We start from the raw sequence: 25,102 nt of genomic DNA, 5'->3' as shown, positions 1-25,102 counted from the left end.
CGGGGGCGGGTGAGGGGGTGGCCGCCGGTGACCCGGCCGCCGCGCGCCGTCCGCCGTCGCCCCGCCGTCGCCCCGGCGGGGACCGGGGCGGGCGTCGTGGGCGGGCAGCCGGACGCGCGTCCGGCCACCTCCTCGTCGCCGACCCTGCGGTCCACAGGGTTCCGCAGGGTAACGGAGCCGGGTGGGGCGCCCGGCCGGGAAATACATGGAAAAGGTAAGAGCCGCCGTGGACAGCCGTGGACAGCCGTGGACAGCCGTGGACAGCCGTGGACAGCCGTGGATCCCCGGACCGGACGTCTACGTCTGCGTCTGCATCTCCGTCTACTCGGAGCCGGCCGGGGCCGCCGGCGTGGCGTCCCCCTCGCCCCGGGCGCCGCCCCGGGTGCCGGTCCGGGCGGCCGCCCGTCTGCGGGACGCCGTGAGCAGCCAGCCGAGGTTGCCCGCCGCGGCGCCGGCCGCGACGGTGGCGACGATCACGCCCGCCGTGGCGAAGCCGTCGCTGAACAGATGCGGCCGCCGGTCGAGGCTGTGCAGCCCGAAGCCGCACAGCTCGTACACGCCCACGGCGGCGATCGTGAGGCTCACCACGAGCACCACGACACTCACCCCGAGCCCGCCCGCCTCGGCCTCCTCACCGGGCACCCCGGCGGGCCCCGGACAACGCGCTTCCTGCATGGGACCCCCGTCGACGGCTGAATGGCGACCGAGACCCTACAGTACGTAGGACTGTCCCGACGCCGGGAACCGCCGCACGTCACCGCCCGAGCGCACGAGCGGTTTGGGGCGCCGGGCCCCGCGGACGGGCGGCTTCCGCTCCGGTTCTCAGGCGGGATACGCGTGGGTCTGGGTCGCCTTGACGGTGGCCCAGACCGCGGCGCCGGGGTGGAGGTCCAGTTCGGCGGCGGCGATCGTGGTCAGGTCGGCGGCCAGGGGGAGGTCGCCGGTGAGGTCGGCGCGGATCTGGTCGCCGTGGGTCTCCAGTCCGGCCACCTCGCAGCGCCACACGTTGCGGGCGCTGGAGCCGGTGGGCCGGTCCCGGTGCAGGGTCACCGCGCCGGGCGGGAAGGCGACGAAGACCGGGCCGGTGAGGTCCTCCGTCGTGGTGATCGGCGCCCCGCCGTCGACGTGGACGGTGTGTCCGTCGGCCTCCCCCCGGTACAGGTTGAGCCCCACCAGGTGGGCGATGTAGTCGGTGCGCGGGTGGCGGGCGATGTCCGCGGGGGTGCCCCTCTGCACCACGTGCCCGTCCTCCACGACCACGAGGTGGTCGGCCAGGACCATGGCGTCCAGCGGGTCGTGCGTGACCAGCACGGCGACCGCCTCGAAGTCGGCCAGGTGGTGGCGCAGCCGGGCGCGGACCTCCAGGCGGGTACGGGCGTCGAGGGCGGCGAGCGGCTCGTCGAGGAGCAGCAGCCGGGGGCGGGTGGCCAGGGCGCGGGCGAGGGCGACGCGCTGGGCCTGGCCGCCGGACAGGTGCCGCGGCCTGGCGGACGTGAAGTCGGCCAGGCCCATGCGGTCCAGCCAGGCGGCGGCCTCGGCGCGGGCCCGTGCCTTGGGCACCCCCCGGCAGCGCGGCCCGAACGCCACGTTGTCCAGGGCGGTCAGATGGGGGAAGAGCAGATAGTCCTGGAAGACGACGCCCACCGGGCGCGACTCCGGCGGCGTACGGTCCAGATCCCTGCCGTCGAGGCGGAAGTGGCCGTCGGTGAGCGGGAGCAGACCGGCCAGCGCGCGCAGGGCGGTCGTCTTGCCGGCGCCGTTCGGGCCGAGGAGCGCGACCACGTCACCGGGCGCGGCGGTCAGCGCGACGTCGAGGCGGAAGGCGCCGCGCTCGACCACCAGCCGGGCGTCGAGCCCCTCGCCGGCCGGGCCCGGGCCGGCGGGGTGCGGGCCGGCGGGGAACGGCGGGGCGGTCCCGGCGCCGGTCATGAGACGGCCGTCCAGCGGTCCCGCAGCCCGGCCAGCACCGCGACCGACACGGCGAGCAGGACCAGACTGAGCGCGATCGCCGCCTCCGGGTCGTTCTGCAGGGCCAGGTACACGGCGAGCGGCATGGTCTGGGTACGGCCCGGGAAGTTGCCCGCGAAGGTGATCGTCGCCCCGAACTCGCCGAGCGCGCGGGCCCAGGCCAGCACCGCGCCGGCCGCGATGCCGGGCGCGACCAGAGGCAGGGTGACCCGGCGGAACGCGGTGAAGCGGGAGGCGCCGAGCGTGGTGGCGGCCTCCTCGTAGCGGGGGTCGGCGGCGCGCAGCGTGCCCTCCACGCTGATGACCAGGAACGGCATCGCCACGAACGCCTCCGCGACCACCACCCCGGCCGTGGTGAACGGCAGCGTGATCCCGAACCAGGCGTCCAGCCACCGCCCCACGACGCCGTTGCGGCCGAGCGCCATCAGCAGGGCCACACCGCCCACCACCGGGGGCAGCACGAGCGGCAGCGTCACCAGGGCCCGCACCAGCCCGCGCCCCGGGAACTCGACCCGCGCGAGCAGCCAGGCCAGCGGGACGCCGATCACCAGGCTCACCGCGGTCGCCGCCGTCGCGCAGATCAGGGACAGCTGGAGCGCCTGCCACACCTCGGTGCTGGTCAGCAGCTCGGGCATGCTCCGCCAGGGCGCCCTGACCAGCAGGGCGACGAGGGGGACGGCCAGGAAGGCAACACCGATCAGGGCGGGCAGGAGAAGGGGGAGGGGGGCGCCCCCGCGGACGCGCCGGCGCACTCCCTTGCCGACTTCGCCCGACCCGCGCCCACGCGTGCCGGCTCCGCCCGGGCGGCACACGCCCTTGCCGACTCGTCCCAGGCCGCGACCGCTCGCGCTCCGGCCGGCCGGGGGCCGTCCGGCCGGAGCGCCGCCGGTGCCGTCGGGAGGGGTCACGGCTGGAGGAACCCGGCCCCGGTCAGGACCTCGCGGCCCTCGGCCGACCGCACGAGCGCGATGAACGCCTTGGCGGTCTCAGCGTTCCTCGCGTTCTTGAGCAGGGCGATCGGGTAGTCGTTGACGGCTTCGGCGGACTGGGGGAACTCCACGCCCTCCACCTTGCCACCCGCCGCCTTCACATCGGTCCGGTAGACCACCGAGGCGTCGGCCTCCTTGAGCACCACTTTGTTCAGGGCGGACTTCACGTCCTGCTCGTAGGAGACCGGGGTGACCTCGACGTGGGCGGCGTCCAGGGCCTTCTGCGCGGCGGCTCCGCACGGCACGGTGCTGTCGCACAGGACGACCTTCAGCCCGGACCTGGTCAGGTCCTTCAGCGAGGCGACCTTGTCCGGGTTGCCCGGCAGGGTGGCGATCTCCAGCCGGTTGCGCACGAAGGTGGCGGGGGCTCCGGCCGCGTTGCCGCGGTCCGTGACGATCTTCATTGTCTTCGGGCTGGCGGCGGCGAACACATCCGCGGGGGCGCCGCCGGTGATGCCCGCGGCGAGGCTGTCGCTGCCGCCGAAGCTGAAGGTGACCTTGGTGCCCGGATACCGCTCCTCGAACTTCCTGCCCAGCGTCGTGAAGCTCTCCTTCAGCGAGGCGGCGGCGAAGACCGTCACCTCACCGGACGGCTTCCCCGGGGCGGCGTGGGCCGGGGAGTCCGACGAGCCGGAGGCGGAGCACGCGCTCAGGGCCAGCAGGGCGGCGGCGCCCACACCGGCCGCCCGGAGCGCCCGGCGGGTCGCGCGCGCGGAACGGGTCATCACGGAGCCACTCCCTCTGGTCCTGGACGGACCTCTCACGATGCGTCGCCGAACGCGTCGCCGAACGCGTCGGCCGATGGGCGATGAGCCGATCATACTGCCGCAGATGCTGGCCGTAGCTCCCCAACCGCATCGCATAGGCGGGCGGATAGGTAGTGGAGCGCTCGTATCTGCGGGTGACGCGCACGTGGAGGGGTTCGGGAGCGACGGGACTGCCGGGAGGGTCCGTACTAGGTAGACTGACCTACCTAGTGAGTGAGGGGAAGCCGATGGCCGACACAGACACCGGGACCGGCACCGGGACCGGCACCGGGACCAGCAGCCGGACCGGTACGACTCGGCGGCGCAGTGCGCGTGAGCGGCTGCTCGCGGCGGCGGCGCGGCGCTTCTACGCGGACGGCGTGGCGGCCACGGGCATCGACACGATCACCGCCGAGGCGGGCGTGGCGAAGATGAGCCTGTACAACAACTTCTCCTCCAAGTCCGAGCTCGTGATGGCCTATCTCGACGCGCGGCACGAGGAGTGGCTGGGCCTGTACCGGCGCCGGCTGGAGGAGGCGGGCGGCGGCCGCCCGGCGGACGGCCGCGCCGGAGTGCTCGCCGTGTTCGACGCCTACGCCGATCACGCCGCTCTCGCCTACGAGCGCGGTTTCCGCGGCTGCGGTCTGCTGAACGCGGCGGCCGAGCTGCCCGCGGACCACGAGGGGCGGGCCGTGGTCCGCCGGCACAAGGAGCAGGTCGAGTCGCTGCTCACCGGCCATCTCCAGGAGCTGCTGCCCGGGCGGCCCGAGGAGGCGCGCACGACGGCGGAGCACCTGTCGTTCCTGCTGGAGGGCGCGATGGCCCGCGCGGGCCTGGAAGGCGCGAGCACCCGTCTGGAGCATGCCCGCGCGATGGCGGCGAACCTGCTGGACCGGCTGGACCGGCTGGGCCGGCCGGACCGGATGGACCGGCAGGACCGGCAGGACCAGCTGGAGCGGCCGGACCGGATGGACCGGCAGGACCGGCTGTGAGGCGCCCGGCGGCCGCGCGCGCCGGCGGCTCGGCGGGCACGGGCTCGCTGTGCGTGCTCCTCGCCTCGGTGCTGTGGGGCACGACCGGCACCGCGGCGACCTTCGCCCCCGGGGTGGGCCCCCTCGCCATCGGGGCCGTGGCCATGGGCCTGGGCGGTCTGCTCCAGGCCCTGCGGGCCGCCCCGAGCCTCGCCCGGGAAGCCGGCGCGCTGCGCGCGCGGCGCCGGGCGGTGCTGCTCGGCGCGGTGTCGGTGGGGGCGTACCCCCTGGCGTTCTACAGCTCCATGCGCCTGGCCGGAGTCGCCGTCGGAACGGTGGTGTCGATCGGTTCCGCACCCCTCGCCTCGGCGCTCGTCGAACGGCTGGCGGACGGCCGCCGGCTCACCCGCCGCTGGACGGCCGGGGCCGTTCTCGGGCTGGCCGGCACCGCACTGCTGTGCGCGGCGGAGGCGGCCGGGGCGCACTCCGGCCCCGGCACCCGCTCGGCGGGGGCCACCCTCGTGGGCGTGGGCCTCGGCCTGGTCGCGGGTCTCACCTACGCCCTGTACTCCTGGGCCGCCCACCGCCTGATCAGCCGCGGCGTCACCTCGGGCGCGGCCATGGGCGCCGTCTTCGGCCTGGGCGGACTGCTGCTCCTGCCGGTGCTGCTCAGCACCGGCGCGCCCCTGCTGCACTCCTGGTCCGACGCGGCCGTGGGCGCCTACATGGCCGTGATCCCGATGTTCACCGGCTATGTGCTGTTCGGCTGGGGCCTGGCCCGCGTTCCCGCGAGCACGGCGACCACACTGTCCCTGCTGGAACCCGCGGTGGCGGCCGTACTGGCCGTCCTGGTCGTCGGTGAACGCCTTCCCCTGCTCGGCTGGGCGGGCATCGCCCTGGTCGTGGCCTGCCTCGCCGTCCTCACCGCCCCGGCGCGTCCACCGCACCGCCGGCCGGCCGCCGCGTCGGAGTCCCGGAACCCGGCCGGCTCCCTGTTCGGCGGATGACGGCCGGGGCGCCCGTCCGGGACGACCCGCCCGTGCTCGGCGGACGACGGCTCGGTGAACGAGGGCTCGGTGAACGAGGGCTCGGCGGCGCACGAGGGCCGGGACGACCCGCCCGCCCGTGCTCGGTGGACGGCGGTGAGGGGTGGGCGCCCCACGGTCACCCGCCGTGCCCGGCGTCGATCTCGGCGATCAGCGCCTCGACGCGCGCCTTGATCGCGTCGCGGATCGGACGTACGGCCTCCACACCCTTGCCCGCCGGGTCCTCCAGAGCCCAGTCGCGGTACGTCCTGCCCGGAAAGACCGGGCAGGCGTCGCCGCAGCCCATGGTGATGACGTAGTCGGAGCCCTGGACCGCCTCCGGAGTGAGGATCTTCGGCCGCTGCCCGGTGATGTCCACGCCCGCCTCCCGCATGGCCTCGACGGCGGCGGGATTGACCCGGTCGGCGGGCAGGGAACCGGCGGAGCGGACCTCGATCCGGTCGCCCGCGAGATGGGCGAGGAATCCGGCCGCCATCTGCGACCGCCCGGCATTGTGGACGCAGACGAACAGCACGGACGCGAGGGGGCTGGGAGGCATGGACTTCTTCCTGGGGCGGGGCGGGCCGGGTCGGGGCTGTGGAGCCGGGGGTGAGGCGGGCGGCGGTCAGTCGATCACGGGGCTGCGGCGTTCCACTAGGACGACGTCGCGCCAGCGGCCGTGGTGCCGGCCGATGCGCTCCCGGACGCCGATGACGCGGAAGCCGGCCCGCCGGTGCACCGCGAGACTGGCGGTGTTCTCGGGGAAGACGCCGGACTGGATCGTCCACACGCCGGCCGCCTCGGTCGAGTCGATCAGCGCCCTCAGCAGCGCGGAGGCGACACCCCGCCCCCGGGCGCCGGGGTGGACGTACACGGAGTGCTCGACGACACCGGCGTAGGCGCACCGGTCGGAGACCTTCGTCGCGGCCACCCAGCCGAGCACCGCGCCGCGCTCGCCGAGGGCGACGAACCGGTGCCCGGGCAGCTTCGCCGCGTCGAACTCCCGCCACGTCGGCGCGGCCGTCTCGAAGGTGGCGTTGCCCTCGTCGATGCCCGCCTGGTAGATCGCCAGGACCTCACCGGCATGGGCCTCGGTCAGCGGCGCGATCGCCACACCGGTCGGGCCGGCGGGACTGGGCATCGGGCCGGGAGGACGGGACATCGGGCCGTTGGGACCGGACATCGGACCGGACACGCGGCGCACCTCTCCTCTTCGTACCGGCCGCCGGCGCTCAGGCCGCCGCCGGGGCGATGGCCAGCAACCTGCCCATCGACGCCAGTACGGCCGGCTCGACCCGGTAGTACACCCAGGTGCCGCGCCGCTCGGAGCTGAGCAGCCCGGCCTCCTTGAGCTTCTTCAGGTGGTGGGAGACGGTCGGCTGGGAGACGCCCACGTCGGAGATGTCGCACACGCACGCCTCGCCGCCGGCGTGGGAGGCGACCGCCGAGAACAGCCGGAGCCGCACCGGATCGCCGAGCGCCTTGAACATCCGCGCCGCCGTCTCCGCCTCCTCCGCCGTGAACGGGCGTTCGGTGAGGGGCGGGCAGCACGGTGCGGCCGCGTCGGACTCGAGCAGCGGGAGCGCCTGGGCATTCGACATGCATCTATGTTGACACGCGTCGAAGCAGTGGGGGAGGGGGGAGAGCTCCTGCTTAGATGTCTATCTATATTGACGTACGCCGAAGCGGGTGCCATGCTGGCCGGGTAAGACATCGACAAACGTCGAATCAGAGCCACATTCGTCCCGCCGGAGGTACCTCATGTCCCGCGTTCAGCTCGCCCTGCGCGTGCCCGACCTCGCCGCGTCCGTCGCCTTCTACAGCAAGCTGTTCGGCACCGGACCGGCCAAGCTCCGCGACGGCTACGCCAACTTCGCCGTGGCCGAGCCCCCGCTCAAGCTCGTCCTGATCGAAGGCGCGGCAGGGGAGGACACCCGCCTGGACCACCTCGGGGTCGAGGTGGAGTCCACCGAGTCCGTCCGCGCCGCCGCGACCCGGCTCGGCGAGGCCGGGCTCACGACGACCGAGGAGACCGACACGACCTGCTGCTACGCACTCCAGGACAAGGTGTGGGTGCACGGCCCCGGCCGGGAGCCCTGGGAGGTGTACGTGGTCAAGGCCGACGCCGGCAGCCTCGCCAAGCAGCAGGACAGCACCTGCTGCACCGGCCCGGAGGGCGGCGACGGCGGCCACGCCGAGGGCGGCCACAAGGACGGCGTGCAGGGGCCGGCCGGCGCCGGCTGCTGCTGATCAGCCCCGGGGCGCCAGGCGTGGGTACGGCCGCGTCGGTACGGCTACGGCCACACCAGGCAGTACGGCTGGTGCCCCGCCTCGTGCAGCCGGTGTGAGAAGTCCTGCCACTCGTGCAGCGATTGGAAGTGGCAGGGCTTTGACCTGGGGCTTCTCGGTGAAAAGTGCGTTGACCTGCGGGAACTCCTCTCCGTAGTTCTCACCGGTCAACGCCGTTTCCCAGGCTCATGTGCCCTGGATGTGCCCTCGCGCGGGTAGTCCACCAGTCGACACTGCTGAAGCGCCGCCCACCCCGTGGGACAGGGCCGGTCGCTGAGGCGGCTTGGCCAGGAGGCTGCTGCTGGGGTCGACGTCAGGGGCACATTTGACGGTCGGCAGTTCGTGGTCCGGCAAGCCAGCGAGTTCCATGGCTGCTCGGCCCAAGCTATGTGCTGCTTGGACCGGTGGGGCCTCACGCGCTCCGAGACCCCAGGGATGCCCGCGACGGCTATGTGAATGGGTGGGACTGCGATCCCTCCCTCCGAGCACGCTTCAGCTCCTGCCATGCCTCCCATGCAGCACCGGCTCGGAGGCGGAGGACCTCGTCATACCCTTCACCGTACGGACGGGCGACGAGCCAGCAGTTAGCGTGGTCGCAGTCGCAGTCGCAGTCGCAGTCGCAGTCGCAGCCGCAGCCGGATAGTTGGGAAGACGGGGGAGAGCGGATGCCGGGAAGCAGTAGCATTTTGCGGGCCGCATGGGTGCCGGACGACGACCCCGAACGGGACTGGGAGATAGCTGCCGAGCTTGCCGTGCAGTGGACCGAGCAGGAGTGCTCCGAGCAAGACGCGGCGGGGGTACTGGTGCTCAACGCCTTCGGTTCTGAGCAGACGATTCCCTCGCTCGGACGCTTCGCAGCCCGGCACATCTGCACGACTCCCCGGGCTGACCGGAGTCGTATCGGCCGGGGTGTCGGCCCGGTCCTCGTCTACGCCCCGGACGAGAAGACCCTGGACTTCGCGATGCAGCTTGCCCGGGGAGCGTCCATCGCCGTCGTGGAAAGCATCAGCTTTCCTCTGCGCGGATGGGCTCACGAAATCGGCGCCGTCGACCTGACCCGCCCGGACACCGAGCGGGAAGCGGTCTCCGCTGAGCTGGCGGACGCGATCGATCGGCTCGACTTCCACAAGAACAACGGCTTCGGAGACCGCTTCGGCAAGCAGCAGGCCGAGCGAATCCTGCGCCGTCTGCACGACACCGGGACGCTAGACCGCGACACCGTCGTGGGTGCGCTCGCTGCCCGCGGTGCCTCCGCCCGCGCCCTGAAGAACCTGACCAAGCTCATCGACGCACTGGTGCACTGACCGCCTACCCCTGCTCGGCCCACCGCTATGCCCATGCTGCCGAACAACAGAGGGCGGGGGTAGGCGGTGATCGCAGAGACCAGGGCTCGCCCGCCGTCGATTGTCGGTGCCGGGCGTCATGCTGGTCGCTGTGACAATGACACCGCACGGGCGTCCTGTCGTGGACGCCGATGACCCGGCCACCTGGCCCAACCCTCTGGCCAAGCTCGTAGACGAACTCGCCAGGGACTCCGCGCGCACGGGCCCGGCCGACTACAGGGACCTGTCCCTGTACGGGTACGAGGACCAGGTGCACCGGCTCCTGGATGGACACCTGGTGCGCGCGTGGCACTGCACCCGTCTCCTCGACCACGAGGTTGACGCCATCCGGAGCCAGGGCCTGCGGAGGCTGGACGCGAATCTCGTCGAAGGTCGGCTCGGCGAAGCACACCGACGTGGTCTGCTCACGGACGAGCAATGCACGGCGCTGAAGGCGAAGCACAGCCTCGCTCCCGGCATGAAGAACAGGGGGCGGCGCGAGGGGCAAGTCTGCCTGGCCATGTCCACAGCCGCGTTCCTTGACGAGCCGGACGGGTTTTGGCGCCTGCTGGCCCACTGGGGCGGCGAAAGCCTCTACGCCTACCACGAGCAGGACCCTGACCTGGCCGGCGTCCTGCGGAGTCTGGGCAAGCCCGCCGTGGTGACGGCGCTCATCGACCTGTCCGATCCGCGTGCCCACTCGGTGTTCACCGCTCTGCCGAATCTCTTCGTCGGTAAGGCCCTCGGCACTCAGCCAGCCCACGCGGAGGTCTTCTACCGCTTCGCCATCCCGGCCGAACACATCGAGTCCATCGCCCATCCCGGTGACGACGACTACGATCGCTTCCCTGGACTTGTGCGCGTGTAATTCCCCGATTCCGCTACGGGTTCTCGGAGATCTCAGCGTCGTCACACGGTCCAGGCGCCACACAGGTGCTGCTCGTGCAGCAAGGACGACCAAACCCGTGGCTGACAGCCGAAGTCGCGTCGACGTCCGCTTCTCCTGCACGGTGGCCCTGGGGTGCGGCCCAGTTGTCCCAGTAGGCTCGCTGGCCTCGGGCCTTCCGGTCTGGATGGTGCGACGACCGACAACGGGGGAAAGTCAGATGGCGGCAGGCATCGGCGACTACCAAGGCAAGTGCCGGGACGGCGCCCTACACGCCTTCGGGACTGCGCGCATCTTCGAGCAGCGGGCCAACCGTCTGAAGCGCAAAACCGACGCGCTTACCTGGGTTGGTCTCGTTGTCCCCTTGCTTATCGGAGCACTCGTGGGGACGTTTGGCCAGAACAAGCTCTGGGGCCTCGTCCTCACCATTGCTGCGGTGATCGCAGCCGTGCAGCTCGCAATGAGCCTGTGGTCCCTCATCAAGCGCTGGCCGGAGGAACTGGCCTACTCCTCAGGCTCAGTCGCGGCCAACGACTCGTTGGCTACCAGATACACTGCGCTGGCTGATGACCCGCCGGCGCTCGCAACGTTGCGGGTCCAGTTCGAGAAGCTTGAGGTTGAAGACACCTCAAGGCGGGACAGGGACAGCGAGAAGGGCGTAACGGAGAAGGAGCGCCGCATGGGCATGCGCGCTGCGCTCCGCAAGTACCAACGCCCGTGCGCGGCCTGCCTAGTAGTCCCCACGACGATGGAACCGTCAACCTGCGGTGTCTGTGGTCAGTTTTAACTGTGAGCAAGGGAGCAGGAGATGGACAACCAGGTAGCCACCGTCATGCGAGGCTTCCTCGCTCTCACGCCAGCTCAGCAGAACGAATACATTGCCGCCCTCAGCGAGTACGTCCAGGGCGGTCCCCTTACCCAGGACCGCATCCGCCGGGAATCCACGCGGACCTGGGGCCCGATTACGAAGGTCGACCTCGGCCCGACGACTAGCCACACTTGCACCTGCTGCGGTAGGTAATGCAGGGGAAGCAGCGTCTAGCCGCCAGCTACGGGTCGTGCTGTTCCCCGTGCTGCTCGTGCTGTCCGGGTGCTACATGGTGGCTCTGAAGGCAGCGCAGCATTCGCCGGTCCAGTCGGCACGCGGTTGCTGCTCGTGCAGCCAGGCCGGCCTCAAGGTGCAGCGGACGGCCGCTGCACCAGCCATCTACGCGGCCGGAGATGCTGCGGGCGTGCCGCCGCCCGCAGCAGCGCACACTCGAAGAGCACGTCGACGTCGGCATCCGGGCGGGCGACCTCGTTCAGCGCCTTGATCGCATCGAACGGGAGGGTGAGCTCCCGGTGCGCCTCGGTCTCCAGGACCAGGTACTGGGCAAAGCCGAAGTTGTAGGTGCGGGCCTGATCCGCGTCGACGACGCGCTGGTGGGCCTGGCGGGCTGCCTCGAATCACGACGCGGACAGTGCTGGCGTTGACCCACAGGTTCTCGTCCAGCGAGGACTCGGCGACCGCATACTCGGCGCCCGCGCTGCCGCCGAGGTCGCCAACCGTCAGCGCGGTAGGCACCACGTTGTCCCGCGCTGTCCAGGGGGCCGGCCGGCGGGTCCTGGTCCGCGCTCATGGGGGAGATGGACTGGGGGTGGACCTCACCGTGATCGGGTCGTCCACTGCACAGCACGGTGACTGCAAACCCGGGTCTGTCGCGGTCCAGCGCACCCCGCGGTGTCACGCGACGGTCTGCCCTCAACTGCCAGAGGCCATTGCAGATGAACCGTTGGATCGAACAACGGTCCAACCCACTGACAAGCGAGGTTAATTTTGGTAGCCGGGATGATCCCCAAGGATTACACTCGGACCCATGGATATTCGGGCGAGTGTCATTCAGCAGGGTATAGCGGACGACACGGCCTGGGTAGGTCGGCTTGCTGCTGACTTCGGAGACCCCAAGCGCGCCGAATGTGCCGGTGTAATCTCTCTCTGTGTAATGCCATACATTGCGCTATTTGTTCACGAGTCATATGCGAAGCTAGCTACGAGTGATCCGGCGCTGGCGGCGCTTGTGTCAACAGACTTCAAGGCGATCGTGGCTCGCGCGCGCCACAGTCTGAAGCTATTCGAGGATACGAACCGTCGCATTGACGGGCAGCTCGACTACTTCCGCGACGAGATCCGCGCGGCACACACGGACCATTTCACCGGTAACGTGCCACGGGCCTTCCGATTCCTTGAATCCGACCTTGGTCTGTTTTCCTATGCTTCGCGACTTATCTCGACAACTCACGTCGCAAACTTTCACCTCGGAATTGAGCCACGCGCCACGCTAGCGATGACTGGCCAAGAGATCATGGTGCTTACTGAACAGTACGGTCGGTACTTTAGGCATCTGGGTGCCCAGGCCCCAGCCGGAGGTGGTGCGACGTTCTTCAGTAAAATCGACCCATGGAAAATGGGTGAGATTGGCAATGATATTCACTCTGTCGACTACTACGGTCGAGGTTTCAACGGTCCCGGAAGCATGGATCTCAATGCCCTTCTGACAGTGTTTCGCTGTATGGTAAATTTCGTTAGTGCAGCCATCCCGTCGGTCGGCACTGATGGAAGGTTCGACTATACGGAGTTCAAGATCAGGTTCCTTACGATCTACCAGGTGCTCGGTAGTCTGAAAGTCCTGCGCGCCGATCAGAGATACCCGCTCACGCCTCGGTCGGCCCGGGCTCTTCAGGAAATTCTCGATGCACCTGCTGCACAGACAATCATGGATCGGAACGCAAAGCCGTTCCGTAACACCCTGGTACATTACGACCTCAATCGACGCGTCGACCTGTCAAAGGTCGATCTCAAGGCCCCCGTGTTTGATCTAGCGTCGGTCTACTTTCCATCCTGCAACGACATCGACGATCTCGCCGAGATCGTCGAACAGTCGCTGACGAACACTGCGGCGGTCATCGATGAGTGGGCCAATCCGGAAGGTTCCGTGTAGAACGCCGACTGTAGATTTTGCTCAATATCCTGGGCGGTCTGCAGCCGGTGAATCCGGGCTGAGCAACCCAAGCTGACTGTAAGGGCGCGGGAGCAAACTGACGGACCTCATGCAAGATCGCGGCTAACGCCGCTGGGCTTCACCGAGGACCCGGAGCACCTACCCCTTGGCAAGGACATACGCGAATGTCGCCGCCCGCTCTACCATTCCCCGCTTCCACGGGATCCCGTCTTCCTCGGCGATCTCTCGCCACAGTGCCGCGGTGGCCGCGCCGAACGCCGCGAGGGCTTCCGGTTCGGCGTCCCGCCATGACGGAAAGCGGCCCGCGAAGGCGACCGCCTCCTCCACCAGGTGGCCGGAGTCCATGAGTCGCAGTGCCAGGGCGCCCGGGTCGATCCATGCTGCACCTCGCGTCGGCCACGCCCAGTCGACGAGCCGGGCCCGTTTGCCAACGATCAGTACGTTATCCGGGGCGAAGTCGGTGTGCAGGAGGGTGTCACCGCTGAAGTACTGCAACGTCCCCGGCGGGGCGTAGTCCGCCCACCGGTCGACAGCTTCCTTGATCTCGATGTCGGCTGGGGCCGTGACTGCTTGTAGCTCGACGAGCGCGGCTTCCACGAGCGGCAGGTCGGGTGAGCCGGGCGCATAGTCGGCGTGGCGGCCCTCGACCACCTCGTAGCCGAGAAGATTCCAGCCATCGAGTTCCAGGTGCCAGTACAGGCGTGGGCAGGACGCCGGAAGATGCGGGGCGATCGCCGCCTCGCGGCGCTGTGCACCGACCTGGGGGTGGTCGGTCGGGATGCCCTTCACGAAGACCCTGCCGCTTTCGGTCTCCAGGACGGAGGCGATGCCGGAGTTCATGCCGCCTGGCGCGGTGGCCGCCTGGTGGACGGCGCCGGCTTTGTCGGCGATGGCCCGGCGGATGCTGGCGGGGAGCCGCTCGAAGGGGATGCGGGACATGGACACGCGCGGTTCCTCAGGGGTGCTCGGGTACAGGGAGTGCCGCCCCGGCCAGGGTACGGCCGGGGCGGCACTGAGAGGGTGGAACGAGCGGGCGGCACGGGCGCCGCCCGTAGTTAGTACGGCTGGTCGTCACCGGCCGAGCAGCTGCACTCGGCGCCCTCGGCAGCCTCGTCCAGGTCGGCGATGATCTGGAACTCGTCGTCCTTGATCGACGCGGCGGTCAGCGGCACCGGCAGGGCGCTGGTCGGGTTGTCCGCCGGGCGTCGGCCGATGGTGAGCATGACCGGTTCGCGGGGCGGGGTCAGGGTTGCGGTGGGCGGAGTCATGATCCGTAACCTCCATGCTGGCAGTAGAGCTCTCGTCGGTCCCCCGCCTCCTGGTAGAGCCTGGCCAGCGGTCGGCACGTGCGACATGTGCCGACCTTCGTGCAGCCGGAGCATCCACCGGTGCGGAGCTGTAGGGACTCGGCGACCGCGCCGAGTCGGGGGAGGGCTTCGACGCCCTCGGTGATGAGGTTCACACTCGGGTCGCGGCCGACCTTGCAGATCGATGCGATGCCGTGCGGGTTGACGTGGAAGAACGTGTGGCCGGCATTGCAGCCGGTGAAGACGCTGCGGGCCTTGAGGTGCCCCATTGCCTGCGTCGCTAGGGGGTTCGCCTCGCCGTCGATCGTGGGCGACATGTTCGTGAAGACCTGGTGCGGGAAGCCGTACGACTTCGCGAGGCACACCATCGCGTCTGTCTCGTGCGCGTTGCCGTCGGAGACGATCACGTTCAGGCGGACCGGCAGCCTGTCCTCGCGGGCGGCATCCAGGCCCATCAGGAACCGGCCGAACGCCCCGCGGTTCCGCGTCACCTTGTCGTAAGTCTCAGCGGTGGCGCCGTAGACGCTCAGGGTCAGTCGGTATGGCCGGTGGCGGGCGAACAGGTCCCGGATCGGCTGCTTCCGCAGTGAGGAGCCGTTGGACGAGACCTGGACCATCATCCCGAGCTGGTGGGCGTACTCGTACGCGGCGCCGAACTCGCGGTCGATCAGCGCCTCACCGCCAGTGATCTGCAACCACAAGACACCGGCGTCCCTCAGCGTCTGTAGCAGCGCCTGCTTACCGGCCCAGTCCAAGCCCTCGAACCGCTTCTCCCCGAGGTAGCAGAACTCGCAGTCGTAGTCACAGCCGAGGTTGATCTCCCATGACGCCTTACCGTACCCGTACCCGTACCGGGACCGCTCACGGACGAGGACGACGTCGCCGACCGGCGACGCGGGCAACTCGGTTTCCCACGCTTCCCTCGCCGCGTCAGCCAGCCAGTCCGGGACGGATCGGCCTTCCGCACCCGCGGCCCGCAGCTCCTCGTAGCGGACCTCCGGGATGCGCACGCCAGCCGCCCGGCCAGGCTGGACGAGGAGGTACTGGGCGAGAAACGGGCTGGCCACGAGCCACGGAGCTGTTTTGGTCCTCAACCTCTGGGTGTCGGCGTTCGTCTCGATCATGGAACCTCCACAGGTTGGATACGAGGGGTTGGTCGAGCCTGGTGGTGGGCGGCGATCAGGTTGGCCGCCAACTCGGCCGGTGGATCCCTTCGCGAATCGCGGGTCAGGGCGTGATCCGTGCGGCCAAGGCGGCCACGCCGATCACGAAGCCGCATGAGCCGGACACGAGCACGATCAGCAGTGGTCCGGCGTAACGGGAGGCCCGGGCGACCTGGGCGGCGACAAGGCGGTTCACAGCTTCCACCAGGCCCTCCACGGGCGCGTGATGATCTCCCGGTACGTAAGGTGCGAGGGATTGCGGCCACCGTGCGTGAACACCCAGCTCTGCGGTTCGGCGAAGTCGGTACTGGACAGTGAGGTCTCGCCGCAGACCGCGCACTGCATTGCGTAGGTGGTGGGCTCGGCGTCAGGTTCCCGGTCGGGCTGGAAGGTCCACTCCTTGTGGCACACGACCGCTCTGGTACTCACCGGCCCACCTCCTCCAGAGCGGTAGCGGCAGTGACACACGGGTGCTGGAGTGCGGCGTGGAGGGCGTCGGCGTCGGTGAGGGTGTCGTCGTCAGGCAGCTCGCACCAGCCGCCGAACCAGTCGTCGATCTGCTCCGGGCCGGGTGCGACGAGCCATGAGTTGGCGGACAGATGCCGTACCGGCAGGTCGGCCCAGCGTTCGGCGGTGCCGATCCCGATGGCGTAGTAGAGGCGTTCGTTGGGCCCGTCGTACAGCACCGGACCGATCGCTGCACGGGTGGCCCGCAGGTGGGCCAGGGCCAGGAAGCCGATGTCCGCGGAAATGCGTACGAGGTCCCAGCCGTCGCCGACTCGGAGCAGACGCAGTCCCGGCATGGCGTCGACCATGGGTGCGCTTCGCAGCGCATCGCGAAGAGACATCACGTGCCCCCTTGGTGCTGGAGGCCGGGGCTCTCTCTGCGGAAACGCGCGGGGGCCGTCAACGGCCTGGTGGAGCGGACCACGAGCAGACGGGCGTCTGTCGCCGTTATCTGTCGCTTCCGATCGGCTGCAACACGCTTCGGGCCGAGGTGGCTGAGGGCCGGGACCACGGCTCCATAGATGTCGGGCAGTTCGAGCGCGTCCAAGAGGCCGACGAAGGCGGGGGACCGGACGGCCACCGTCGCCTCTCGGTCCGCGAACACGCCGCACAAGGTCAGCTCATGCTGCCGGCAGTACTCGGTGAGGCAGTCGACGAGCGCCGCGTGGCGGGAGAGGCCACCCGTGACGTGGCGCAGGTAACCGAAGACCTGGGGGAAGGCGACGGGCCGGCGTTCCGTGATGAGTTCGTCGTCCATGCCCCTAGCGTCGACCGCCTTGATCGGCCTCGAAATGACCTGCTGTTGCACTTCCGTTGCACTTTCCGCCCCACATCGTCACTGAGAGTGCTTCCATACGTGACGGAGGGAGGTCATCCGTGGTCAACGTGCAGCAATGGTCCGGCCGGGAAGCGAGCGCCCTGCGCGCCGCGCTGCGCATGAGCACGCGCGCTTTCGCCGAGCACCTCGGCGTCGCGCTGCGCACGGTCGCCAAGTGGGAGAGCCTCGGCACGGAAACCCACCCCCGGCCGGACACCCAGGCCATCCTCGACACCGCGCTCGCCCGCGCGGGCTCCGCCGCCCAGGCCCGGTTCGAGGCACTGCTGTTTCCCGAGCGGAAGAGCGCACGGCCGGCGGACTACGAGACCTGGACCGAGGACATCGAGCGGGCCGTGGTCTGCGTCAGCCGCCAGAACTTCCCCTTCGCCACGACCTTGCTGAACCGCTGGCTGGGACGCCTCGATCCGCACCAACTGGACGACAACGGCTTGTATCTGTACGGCCGCTCGCTGGTCCTTCTCGGCGACCTGCAACGGGACCAGGGCGCGATCCTCGGCCCGCTCTCCGCCCGGCACTCCTACCTGACGGCCCGCGGCATGTTCACCGAGCTCGACATCCCGCGCCGAGTGGCCCAGATCGAGCTCTCCCTCGCCGTTGTCCAGGAGATGTCGGGACAACTGGAAGCCTCCGCCCGCCAGTACGAGCTCCTCGCCACGGACGAACGCCTGAGTCTTCGCGACCGAGCCCGAGCCCGGCTCTGGGTGGGTACGGCGCTGAGCAAGGAGGGCAACAACGAGTACGCCACCAACGTGATGACGGCCGCCACCTGCGCCTTCGAGGACCTGGGCGAACCGGAGGACTGGTCGGTCGCCCACCAGAAGCTGGCCCTGGCCCACCGCGGCGCCGGCGACCTGAAGCAGGCCCTGCACTACATCGACATCGCGCGCACCACCGGTACCGTCGACTCCCCGATGCAGCGGGTTCGGTTGGACACCGCCTACGGACACATCCTTCTGTCGGATGCGGCGACCCGGAATGATGGGCTGTCCGTCCTCGACCAGGCGGCACAGGTGGCCCAGCAGTACGGGCTGAGCCACCAGCTGCGCAGCATCGAGGGCATCCGAAAGGGCCAGCAGCGATGAGCCAGGGAGTGCCAGTGCCGCAGCACGAGCAGCGCCAGATCACCGACGAGCAGTTCCACGACACGACACTGATCTGGAACTACCACCAGATGGGCCACGAGCAGCGACCCTGCTCGGCGGCGATCGGCCTCGGCAGCCACGACCTCGGTGTGGCCACCGCGGCAGCCGACCTCTACCACGCCGGCCTCTTTCCCGTCCTGGTCTTCAGCGGCGGCAACAGCCCCACCACCCGCGCACGCTTCCCGCGCGGCGAGGCCGTCCACTACCGCGAGCACGCCTTGAGCCTGGGCGTGCCGGACGAGGCGATCCTGGTCGAGCCGAAAGCGGCCAACACCGGCCAAAACATCACCTTCTCCCGCGAACTGCTGGCCGAGGCCGGGGTGGAGGTCGAGTCGCTGATGCTGATCTCCAAGCCGTACATGGAACGCCGTTCGTACGCGACCTGCCGCAAGTTGTGGCCCGAGGCGGACGTCGTCTGCGCCTCCGAGCCGCTGGAGCTGGACGACTACATCAAGTCCATCGGCGACGAGAAGCTCGTCGTCGACATGCTCGTCGGCGACCTGCAACGGGTGATCGAGTACCCGAAGCTCGGCTTCGCCGTCGAGCAGGACGTACCGGGGGATGTGCATGACGCTTACGAGCGCCTTCTGCGCGCCGGCTTCGACAGCCGTCTCATCAGCACCTGAGCCACCTCGCGCCGGCCCGCCGGGCGGGGTGTGCGCGATCCACCAACCGAACTTGTTCCCACGGTTGTCCACGTTGGCGAAGCTCTTCGCCGCCGACCGCTGGGTCGTCCTCGACGACGTGCAGTTCGCCCGGCGCGACTACCAGCACCGCGCACGTCTCGCCGCCATGGACGATCCCGGTCGGCAGCAGTGGCTCACGCTGCCGACGCACCTTCCCCACGGGCGCCCCACACTGATCAACCAGGCGCGGCTCGTTGATGCGCGCCGCTCACGCCGGACGGTCGAGCTGCTCGTGCGCCAGTATTACGGCCGCAGTCCCCACTGGAATGCCGTGTGCGAGGTCCTGGGCATGGTCTTGGACACATTCGACACCACAGACCACGTGGCCGGCATCGCGAGAACATCGACGACCGCCCTGCTCACCGCTCTCGGCTGGACAGGGGAAGTGCTGGACAGCAGTGAGGTCCCCACCCGCCAGGGCCGGTCCGAGCGCCTCGCCGACCTCGCCGCGGCCACCGGCAGCACCCACTATCTGTGCGGCACCGGCGGTCTGCGTTACCTCGACGTAGGTCCCTTCGACGCGCACGGCATCCCGGTGCTGCCCTTCCACACCCCTGTAGATACGGATGACCCGCTCTGGCAGTGGAGTCGGCGAACCAGCAGCCTCCGGGCCTTGAGCAAGCTCGGCTCCGGTGCCTTGGCGAACCGACTGGCTGCCCAACGAGAAGCACGCTTCCTTAAGCCAGGGCGACACTGAGTCACTACTGCACGAGGCGTAGAACGGGGCGCTGTTCCTGGACCTCGAGCAGCTCGCGGACTCGCTTGGTCGTCCAGGCCAGTTCATGCGCCAGCGCGGCCACCGACAGGTCGGCTTCCTTGCAGGCCAGCTCGAAGGCTTGGCGGAGTAGGGACGGCTGCTCACCGGAGTAGTTCGAAACCGACTCCGGAATGAAACCCGGTTGGCCGTCCAGGGCTCGGAGACGTTGGTAGGTACGGCTGGTTGTGGCGTCGGAGATAAGCCCCAGTTCACGACACCGGTAGACGAGTGAGTGGATGGAGACGCCCCAAATCTGGCGGAGTTCGGCCAGGCGGGCGAGGTCCATTCGCTTGGGCAGGAGAGGAAGGATGCTGTCTTGCGGAGTGAGGAACTCGGCGGCGAAGGCGTCAGCCTCTTTCTCCTGACGGCTGTCACCGGTGGCGTCGCCGTGGAGTACGAGGTGTCCCAGTTCATGGGCGGCCGTGAAGCGGTGGCGGTAGACGTCGTCAGCGCGGTTGGCAGTGAGGACCACAAGCGGCCGTGCCGCGCGCGTAGAGAACGCGTCGACCGTGGCGGCCGAAGGGTCGGACGCCGGGGGCATCACGACAACGATGCCGTGGGATTCCATGCGTCGGACCAGATGGGTGACGGGGCCGCCTCCTATGCCCCAGCGCCGCCGCAGCTCGCGTGCTGCCGCAGCCGGGTCCGTGGGCAGCTCTGCTCCAGGATGGACCTCACCACCGGCGAAGCCGGGCAGGTTTACGAGGGGAAGCTGGATCCGCCGTTCGAGGGCGTAGGTGAGTTCCCACACCTGTTCGGCAAAAGCCAAGGCCCGTTCTCTCTGGGACTTCGGCGTGCTGCGCAAGCTACGGAAGTGGGCCATGGAGGAGTCGAGCCGGTTCGCCGGACGGCCGACCAGGAAGAAAGTGGCAGGTACGCCGAGTACTTCGGCAAGGCGAGGAATGAGGTCAGGACGAGGGCGAGATACGCCCGTCTCATACTGACCCACCGCCGCAGGGGTCACCCCAAGGGCGTGCGCGACGTCCTTCTTCGTCATCTCGGCCAACCGACGCGCCTGCGTCAGCCGGGCTGGATCGAAGCCGTCGGAGATGGCCTGGGGCGTTGTGCCCCGCTCCTCCAAGCCTGGGATGAGGTCTTGCTTAATGGTTCGCATCGTCTTCGCTGGTCTGGTCGTCGGCCGGCTCTGCTTCGGTCAGCGGCGGAACGTCACGCTGCTGATCCACGTTCGCACGCGACGACAGCGTAAGGGTCGGCTCTGCTCCGCCGTCGAAGCTGGTCAGTTCCAGTTCGGGCGACGCCGGCTGCTTGGGAATGCTCCTGAGACGCTGCCCGTGGAAGGTGACGGTGTCAGGCAGGGTGAGGGGTTCGGGAACCGTCTCCCACACCAAGCGCCGGTCCGCACCCAGCGCGGCCATACCCCAGTGCGCATCCAGCAGCTCGGAGGCATTGCAGGCGAAGGGCACCAGAATCAGGCGCGTCTCGGGCGGCACGGTCGCGAGACCGCCTCGCGGCTCCACTACCTGCCCGGCCTCACCGAAGCCGTCGAAGTCGAACGCGTCCTGCACATGAGCCGGTTCGGGTGCGAAGGTGAACAGTTCCTGCACCAGCCGGGACTCGCGAGGGATACGGGCTGTGCGTACGTCCGACTTGGTCTTCGAGTAGAGGAAGGGATAGATCAGACCGCGTCCGACGAGCATGAGCTCGAACGGGAACCCGAACGGCTTGACGGGAACGGCTCCCGGCAAGTCCTTCAGCTCTTCCCACACCCGCTCGAACTGGCCCTGCCAACGGGCCGAGCCGTAGGTGTGGTTGGTGCGCGAATCGGTCTGCTCCTGCGCAGCCTGAGCGTTGGCCTGCATGTTCCGCAGCGCCTGCCCAATGCCCACGCGAACTGCTGAAGCCTGCTTGCCGAACACCTCGGTCGCCCAGAGGGAAAGAGGCACACTCATGCGGACGACTCCTCTGGTCGGACTTCGCATTGGAGCACTTCACTGCCCGGCAGACTTTAGTTGATGTACGAGTTCTTGCACAAGCGCTTCTCCGGTGTCCGTGATTTGCTGCGAGGGCAGCCGTCTTGAGGCCCACGTGCCTGCCGATCACGGAAGCGCGTGGGCTTGAGGGCGCGGTCCGGCAGTCAGCTATAAGTCAGCGGTGGCGCTGGCTGCCCGGTGCGGGCTGCTGCGCCGGAGGCCGCTCTGTCGACGTGGGTGGCGTCTGCCCGGTCGAAGCAGGGGTACGGGGCCATGCGTTCGGTGCCGACCGGACGCTGATGCGCTGGATGCGCCAGGTCAGGACCCGTGCGGGGTGGCGAGCATCGTCCAGGGCACGTTGATCGACGGTCTGCTGGAGGATTCGTCTTGGGTCGTGGCCCGCAGCCTCGGCTTCGGCGAGTGTGGTGACGAGGGCCTCGAAGGCGGGATCCTCGATGATTCGCTCGGCGTGGTCGGGCACGGCCTGGCGTATATGGCGGATGTGCTGGTTCACGGCTGGTTGGGGTGGCCGACGCTGGGCCAGTGCAGCCAAGGGTGTGGCTGCCGCTTGGTCGTAGGCGGCTTGTAGGTGGAGCAGGGTCTGGTGGGCGGCTTGAATCTGCTGGTCGTGGCGGCGGAGCTGGTGCCAGCGGGCTGCGGCGACGACGAGGAGGATCGCGGCGTCGAGGAACACCGCCAGAACGGCGCCGTCCCTGGGAACTGGCTCGCGGAGCATCGCCCGGACGGCGCCGCGCAACGCTCGGGCGTGGTGATGTTCGGCTCGGATGCGGGAGCGGGTTGCGCGCTCGAAGGCGGTCGCTGACTCACGGAGTTGGGGCCGAAGCGTATGGGGGGCGAGAAGGGCCACCGCGTCAAGGGCTTCGCCGAAGGCGGCGAGGTGGGCTTGGGAGGCTTCGTCGTCACCTTGGTCGAGGTAGTGGGGTATGCGTTCGACCGCCGTGGTGGCCTGGTCCCAGGGGGCCGGCCTGCGCCGCTTGCTTGACTCGGTGACCGGTGGGGCTTCGATGTTGGTGAGACGTTGAGCGATTTTGGGGAAGGACAGGTCGGGGGCGAGTTCGGAGCCGGAGAACCAGATCGGCTGGCCTGCGGTGTTGGTGTCGCCTTCGACGGCGACCTTGTAACCGCGTATCTCCCCGGAGGGGAAGTGCTGGACGTCGACGAGGACGCTCTCGATGTCGTTGAGCATGCTGAGGAACTCTTCTGGGCTGGTGGCGATGGACACCAGTTGGCGGACGGTGGTGCGCAGGCGTTCGCGGGAGGTTTTGTGCCGGCCTTGGCGGCGGGCCTTTTCCTGCTCGGCGCGGGTCGGGCGCTTGGCGGCTGTGCGGTCACCGCGCACGATCTGATGGAGGCCGTACTCTTTCTCGATCGCTGCCAGTTCGCGGTCGGCGGTGAGGTAGTCGTTCCAGTGGCGTGCGGTGCGCAGGTCGCCGCGGACTTTGGTGGCGGCGATGTGAATGTGATCGGGCGCGTGGCAGACAGCGACCCAGCGGCAGCCGTCCGGGTCGCCTTGTGGCGCGATGCCGGTGGCCGCCGCAACCCGGCGGGCGATGTCGGCCCACTCCTCATCGCTGAGGTGGCGGTCGGCTGTGGCGGCGCGGATGGAGCAGTGCCACACGTGCCGCTCGGGCGCGCGGCTCAGGCGACGGGCTTGCTTGACACGGAGGTCGAGGTCGGCTACCAGGAGTTTCTTCGTGGCGGTGAAGTCGTTGCTGCGACCGGGGTCGGGGGCGAAGCCGTCCCAGGAGGCGACCAGGTGCGGATCGGTGTGGTCCTTGGCCTTCTTGGTGTCGAACAGGTAGCGGATCAGGCCGGCCGTATCCTTGCCGCTGCTGATCTTCGCGATCACCAGGCCGCCTTCTTCAAGACGGCCTGGTTCGCGGCTGCCGCGATCTCGCCGACGGCAGCACGGACTGCGGTCAGGGTGCGCTCGGCCTGGGCCAGGGCGGTGGCGCCCCCAGGGTGTGGATGACCGCCGGAGTTGAGCTTCCTGGCGATCTGGTTGATGTTGTTGCCGATCTTGGCGATCTGCTCACGCAGGGCGGTCAGCTCGTCGATGTAGTCGTCGAGCGGGGTGCGCTGACCTGGTAGGGCGAGGTCGCCGTGGATGTGTGCCATGACGACGGCTCCGACGTAGTGGGCGCCGGCGATGTTCAGTGACCGGGCTTTGCGGAGGATCGCGGTCTTCTCGTCAACGCTGTAGCGCACGTCGACGCGCTCCTTGCGCTGGGTGTCTTGGCGCTTGCGGCGGCGAGCGATGCGGTGCAGGGCAGCGGCTTCGGCGGCACGTGGCAGTACGGCGGGCGCAGCGTCGGTCAGTTGCTCCTTCTCGGGCGCCCCCTGGCGTTCGAGGGCCTTCGCCACCCCCGGGGCGGAGGCGTCCCCGTTGGGCCGACCCTTGGACGGTCCAACGGCATACCTTGCTGGCTGGGTGGCGCTCGTGGTCATCTCCTGCTGGCTGGGGCGCGGTTCAGGCTGGGAATCGTGCATCTAGCAGCTCTCGGCGGGTGTTGGTTGCTGGACGGTGAGGGAGCAGCTGGTGCCGCCCCTCTGCCGTCCCCGCGCTGCGGCGCTGGGACGAGCGGTGTCGATCGGGCGGTGAAGGTCAGGAAGCTCGGGCGGGTGCGCGATCGAGTTCGGCTTGCAGGCGGCGGGCGACTTCGGTCAGACGGTCTCTGCCGATGGGGTAGCCCTGGGCCCGGATCGCCGATTCGACGTGGCGGCGTGAGACTCGTCCGTTGCGGCCCAGGGGTGCGGTGCGGCCGAGAGCCAGAAGTTCATCCATGGGGGCGCTGGGCTGCCGACCCTTCGGCCGGGCAGGCTGCTGCGGGGCATCTGCCGCATCGGCCAGGTCTTCCGCCACGTCCACCGCGTCTTCCGCCACATTCTGTGCCTGTGGCGTGGCTGTTGGTGTGCCGGGAATGTCTTCGCCCGGCACGGGCCGCTGCGGCGCTTCCTCGACGTGATCGTGGCGGCTGGGTGGTATGTGGCGGTGGGCGGCGCCGCTCTTGGGGAGGACGTGCCGAGTCGCGGGGTGGCGGCGGATGACGAGGTCGAGGTGGACGGCCCCGGCGAGCGCGAGCGGGGCGATGGCGGACAGGGCGCCGACGGTGACGTCGTCCAGGCGAAGTCCGGTGGTGTGGGCTTCCTGGTTGAGACGGACGGCGTGCAGGGCGTTCGCCCAGATGCTGGTGACGGTGGCGAGGCCGACGAGCGCCCAGACGTACAGCCGGGAACGCCAGGGTGCGGTGCGCAGGATGAGCAAGGCAGCGACGCCGATGGCGATGAAACCGTCGATTATGAGCGGGAAGGCGTAGGTGAGTATTCCGCGGATGTGGATGGCGACGGTCATCTGCCGAAGGGCGTCATAGGACAGGGCGAAGCCGATCGTGCCGACCAGCCGGACGTACACGCACCTGCTGCCCTCCAGCGAGACCCGCACCCGCAAGGCGATCGACGACGCCTTTACCGAAGACTTGGAGCCCGAAGCTGGGAGTACGACAGGGCCCCCAACGAAATCCAAGTGCTCTCAAGGCGCTCTGGCTGCCTGACGGG

The 25,102-nt window shown here is 69.4% G+C and carries 30 protein-coding genes; 11 read left to right on the top strand and 19 right to left on the bottom strand.

Going from position 1 to position 25,102, the window contains the following annotated elements; translation table 11 throughout:
* Positions 1-321: 321 nt before the first annotated feature.
* From ACI2LW_RS03695 to modA, 4 genes are all read right to left on the bottom strand, one after another.
* Positions 322-675 carry a hypothetical protein gene (locus ACI2LW_RS03695; protein WP_404729438.1) on the bottom strand — a complete coding sequence of 118 codons (354 nt, stop codon included), beginning with the start codon at positions 673-675 and terminating at the stop codon, positions 322-324.
* 147 nt (positions 676-822) lie between these two features.
* Positions 823-1,929 carry an ABC transporter ATP-binding protein gene (locus ACI2LW_RS03690; protein ID WP_404729437.1) on the bottom strand — a complete coding sequence of 369 codons (1,107 nt, stop codon included), beginning with the start codon at positions 1,927-1,929 and terminating at the stop codon, positions 823-825.
* A complete protein-coding gene (gene modB, locus ACI2LW_RS03685; RefSeq protein WP_404729436.1) occupies positions 1,926-2,720 on the bottom strand; it encodes a molybdate ABC transporter permease subunit in 795 nt (264 codons plus the stop codon). The genes ACI2LW_RS03690 and modB overlap by 4 nt, the downstream gene beginning before the upstream one ends.
* A 152-nt stretch (positions 2,721-2,872) precedes the next feature.
* Positions 2,873-3,682 carry a molybdate ABC transporter substrate-binding protein gene (modA, locus tag ACI2LW_RS03680; RefSeq protein WP_404729435.1) on the bottom strand — a complete coding sequence of 270 codons (810 nt, stop codon included), beginning with the start codon at positions 3,680-3,682 and terminating at the stop codon, positions 2,873-2,875.
* A gap of 269 nt (positions 3,683-3,951) precedes the next feature.
* Between modA and ACI2LW_RS03675 the strand changes: the two genes are divergently transcribed.
* Together ACI2LW_RS03675 and ACI2LW_RS03670 are read left to right on the top strand one after the other, a co-directional pair.
* A complete protein-coding gene (locus tag ACI2LW_RS03675; protein WP_404729434.1) occupies positions 3,952-4,695 on the top strand; it encodes a TetR/AcrR family transcriptional regulator in 744 nt (247 codons plus the stop codon).
* Positions 4,692-5,681, top strand: coding sequence for a DMT family transporter (locus ACI2LW_RS03670; RefSeq protein ID WP_404729433.1), 990 nt, complete (start codon positions 4,692-4,694; stop codon positions 5,679-5,681). Before ACI2LW_RS03675 ends, ACI2LW_RS03670 begins: the two co-directional genes overlap by 4 nt.
* A 157-nt stretch (positions 5,682-5,838) precedes the next feature.
* Here the strand turns inward: ACI2LW_RS03670 and ACI2LW_RS03665 are convergent, their stop codons facing one another.
* The 3 genes from ACI2LW_RS03665 to ACI2LW_RS03655 form a co-directional block, all read right to left on the bottom strand.
* Positions 5,839-6,258, bottom strand: coding sequence for an arsenate reductase ArsC (locus ACI2LW_RS03665; RefSeq protein ID WP_404729432.1), 420 nt, complete (start codon positions 6,256-6,258; stop codon positions 5,839-5,841).
* Between the two features lie 66 nt (positions 6,259-6,324).
* Positions 6,325-6,840, bottom strand: coding sequence for a GNAT family N-acetyltransferase (locus tag ACI2LW_RS03660; RefSeq protein WP_404729431.1), 516 nt, complete (start codon positions 6,838-6,840; stop codon positions 6,325-6,327).
* 91 nt (positions 6,841-6,931) lie between these two features.
* Entirely contained in the window at positions 6,932-7,300 is a 369-nt protein-coding gene (locus ACI2LW_RS03655; protein WP_404729430.1) for an ArsR/SmtB family transcription factor, read from the bottom strand.
* A 160-nt stretch (positions 7,301-7,460) separates the two neighbouring features.
* Between ACI2LW_RS03655 and ACI2LW_RS03650 the strand changes: the two genes are divergently transcribed.
* The 6 genes from ACI2LW_RS03650 to ACI2LW_RS03625 all read left to right on the top strand — a co-directional run bounded on the left by ACI2LW_RS03650 (position 7,461) and on the right by ACI2LW_RS03625 (position 13,174).
* Positions 7,461-7,949 carry an ArsI/CadI family heavy metal resistance metalloenzyme gene (locus ACI2LW_RS03650; RefSeq protein ID WP_404729429.1) on the top strand — a complete coding sequence of 163 codons (489 nt, stop codon included), beginning with the start codon at positions 7,461-7,463 and terminating at the stop codon, positions 7,947-7,949.
* Positions 7,950-8,689: 740 nt separating this feature from the next.
* Positions 8,690-9,292, top strand: a complete 603-nt coding sequence (locus ACI2LW_RS03645; protein WP_404729428.1) for a hypothetical protein — start codon at positions 8,690-8,692, stop codon at positions 9,290-9,292.
* Positions 9,293-9,452: 160 nt separating this feature from the next.
* Positions 9,453-10,178 (top strand): hypothetical protein, encoded by a 726-nt coding sequence (locus ACI2LW_RS03640; protein WP_404729427.1) that lies wholly within the window; start codon positions 9,453-9,455, stop codon positions 10,176-10,178.
* 238 nt (positions 10,179-10,416) lie between these two features.
* Positions 10,417-10,983 carry a mobilome CxxCx(11)CxxC protein gene (locus tag ACI2LW_RS03635; RefSeq protein WP_404729426.1) on the top strand — a complete coding sequence of 189 codons (567 nt, stop codon included), beginning with the start codon at positions 10,417-10,419 and terminating at the stop codon, positions 10,981-10,983.
* A gap of 434 nt (positions 10,984-11,417) precedes the next feature.
* The gene (locus tag ACI2LW_RS03630) at positions 11,418-11,669 is read left to right on the top strand and encodes a hypothetical protein (RefSeq protein WP_404729425.1); all 252 of its coding nucleotides are present in this window, start codon (positions 11,418-11,420) and stop codon (positions 11,667-11,669) included.
* A gap of 383 nt (positions 11,670-12,052) precedes the next feature.
* The gene (locus ACI2LW_RS03625; protein ID WP_404729424.1) at positions 12,053-13,174 is read left to right on the top strand and encodes a hypothetical protein; all 1,122 of its coding nucleotides are present in this window, start codon (positions 12,053-12,055) and stop codon (positions 13,172-13,174) included.
* A gap of 159 nt (positions 13,175-13,333) precedes the next feature.
* On the opposite strand, the gene ACI2LW_RS03620 is transcribed toward ACI2LW_RS03625, so the two are convergent.
* The 7 genes from ACI2LW_RS03620 to ACI2LW_RS03590 all read right to left on the bottom strand — a co-directional run bounded on the left by ACI2LW_RS03620 (position 13,334) and on the right by ACI2LW_RS03590 (position 16,929).
* A complete protein-coding gene (locus ACI2LW_RS03620; protein WP_404729526.1) occupies positions 13,334-14,134 on the bottom strand; it encodes an aminoglycoside phosphotransferase in 801 nt (266 codons plus the stop codon).
* A 116-nt stretch (positions 14,135-14,250) separates the two neighbouring features.
* Complete coding sequence (locus ACI2LW_RS03615) at positions 14,251-14,463, bottom strand: hypothetical protein (protein ID WP_404729423.1); 213 nt, start codon at positions 14,461-14,463, stop codon at positions 14,251-14,253.
* Positions 14,460-15,626, bottom strand: a complete 1,167-nt coding sequence (locus ACI2LW_RS03610; protein ID WP_404729422.1) for a radical SAM protein — start codon at positions 15,624-15,626, stop codon at positions 14,460-14,462. Before ACI2LW_RS03610 ends, ACI2LW_RS03615 begins: the two co-directional genes overlap by 4 nt.
* Before the next feature lie 103 nt (positions 15,627-15,729).
* Positions 15,730-15,870: a hypothetical protein gene (locus tag ACI2LW_RS03605; protein ID WP_404729421.1), complete on the bottom strand. Its 141-nt coding sequence runs from the start codon at positions 15,868-15,870 to the stop codon at positions 15,730-15,732.
* Positions 15,858-16,094: a hypothetical protein gene (locus ACI2LW_RS03600; RefSeq protein ID WP_404729420.1), complete on the bottom strand. Its 237-nt coding sequence runs from the start codon at positions 16,092-16,094 to the stop codon at positions 15,858-15,860. Before ACI2LW_RS03600 ends, ACI2LW_RS03605 begins: the two co-directional genes overlap by 13 nt.
* The gene (locus ACI2LW_RS03595; protein WP_404729419.1) at positions 16,091-16,513 is read right to left on the bottom strand and encodes a hypothetical protein; all 423 of its coding nucleotides are present in this window, start codon (positions 16,511-16,513) and stop codon (positions 16,091-16,093) included. The genes ACI2LW_RS03600 and ACI2LW_RS03595 overlap by 4 nt, the downstream gene beginning before the upstream one ends.
* Positions 16,513-16,929, bottom strand: a complete 417-nt coding sequence (locus ACI2LW_RS03590; protein WP_404729418.1) for a hypothetical protein — start codon at positions 16,927-16,929, stop codon at positions 16,513-16,515. The genes ACI2LW_RS03595 and ACI2LW_RS03590 overlap by 1 nt, the downstream gene beginning before the upstream one ends.
* Before the next feature lie 119 nt (positions 16,930-17,048).
* Between ACI2LW_RS03590 and ACI2LW_RS03585 the strand changes: the two genes are divergently transcribed.
* From ACI2LW_RS03585 to ACI2LW_RS03575, 3 genes are read left to right on the top strand one after another with little or no spacing between them, the layout of a single operon-like run.
* Positions 17,049-18,092 carry a helix-turn-helix domain-containing protein gene (locus ACI2LW_RS03585; protein ID WP_404729417.1) on the top strand — a complete coding sequence of 348 codons (1,044 nt, stop codon included), beginning with the start codon at positions 17,049-17,051 and terminating at the stop codon, positions 18,090-18,092.
* The gene (locus ACI2LW_RS03580) at positions 18,089-18,778 is read left to right on the top strand and encodes a YdcF family protein (protein ID WP_404729416.1); all 690 of its coding nucleotides are present in this window, start codon (positions 18,089-18,091) and stop codon (positions 18,776-18,778) included. The genes ACI2LW_RS03585 and ACI2LW_RS03580 overlap by 4 nt, the downstream gene beginning before the upstream one ends.
* A complete protein-coding gene (locus tag ACI2LW_RS03575; RefSeq protein WP_404729415.1) occupies positions 18,714-19,535 on the top strand; it encodes a WbqC family protein in 822 nt (273 codons plus the stop codon). Before ACI2LW_RS03580 ends, ACI2LW_RS03575 begins: the two co-directional genes overlap by 65 nt.
* A gap of 4 nt (positions 19,536-19,539) precedes the next feature.
* On the opposite strand, the gene ACI2LW_RS03570 is transcribed toward ACI2LW_RS03575, so the two are convergent.
* The 5 genes from ACI2LW_RS03570 to ACI2LW_RS03550 all read right to left on the bottom strand — a co-directional run bounded on the left by ACI2LW_RS03570 (position 19,540) and on the right by ACI2LW_RS03550 (position 24,959).
* A complete protein-coding gene (locus ACI2LW_RS03570) occupies positions 19,540-20,709 on the bottom strand; it encodes a helix-turn-helix domain-containing protein (RefSeq protein WP_404729414.1) in 1,170 nt (389 codons plus the stop codon).
* Complete coding sequence (locus ACI2LW_RS03565) at positions 20,696-21,505, bottom strand: hypothetical protein (RefSeq protein WP_404729413.1); 810 nt, start codon at positions 21,503-21,505, stop codon at positions 20,696-20,698. The genes ACI2LW_RS03570 and ACI2LW_RS03565 overlap by 14 nt, the downstream gene beginning before the upstream one ends.
* Before the next feature lie 196 nt (positions 21,506-21,701).
* Complete coding sequence (locus tag ACI2LW_RS03560) at positions 21,702-23,396, bottom strand: relaxase/mobilization nuclease domain-containing protein (protein ID WP_404729412.1); 1,695 nt, start codon at positions 23,394-23,396, stop codon at positions 21,702-21,704.
* Positions 23,393-24,037 carry a MobC family plasmid mobilization relaxosome protein gene (locus ACI2LW_RS03555; RefSeq protein ID WP_404729411.1) on the bottom strand — a complete coding sequence of 215 codons (645 nt, stop codon included), beginning with the start codon at positions 24,035-24,037 and terminating at the stop codon, positions 23,393-23,395. The genes ACI2LW_RS03560 and ACI2LW_RS03555 overlap by 4 nt, the downstream gene beginning before the upstream one ends.
* Before the next feature lie 115 nt (positions 24,038-24,152).
* Complete coding sequence (locus tag ACI2LW_RS03550) at positions 24,153-24,959, bottom strand: DUF2637 domain-containing protein (RefSeq protein WP_404729410.1); 807 nt, start codon at positions 24,957-24,959, stop codon at positions 24,153-24,155.
* Positions 24,960-25,102 lie beyond the last annotated feature (143 nt).

Source organism: Streptomyces sp. NPDC004065 (assembly GCF_044903565.1).
Lineage (GTDB): Bacteria > Actinomycetota > Actinomycetes > Streptomycetales > Streptomycetaceae > Streptomyces.
The sequence above is the reverse complement of the archived record's forward strand: the minus strand, read 5'-3'. Positions and strand labels throughout refer to the sequence as shown.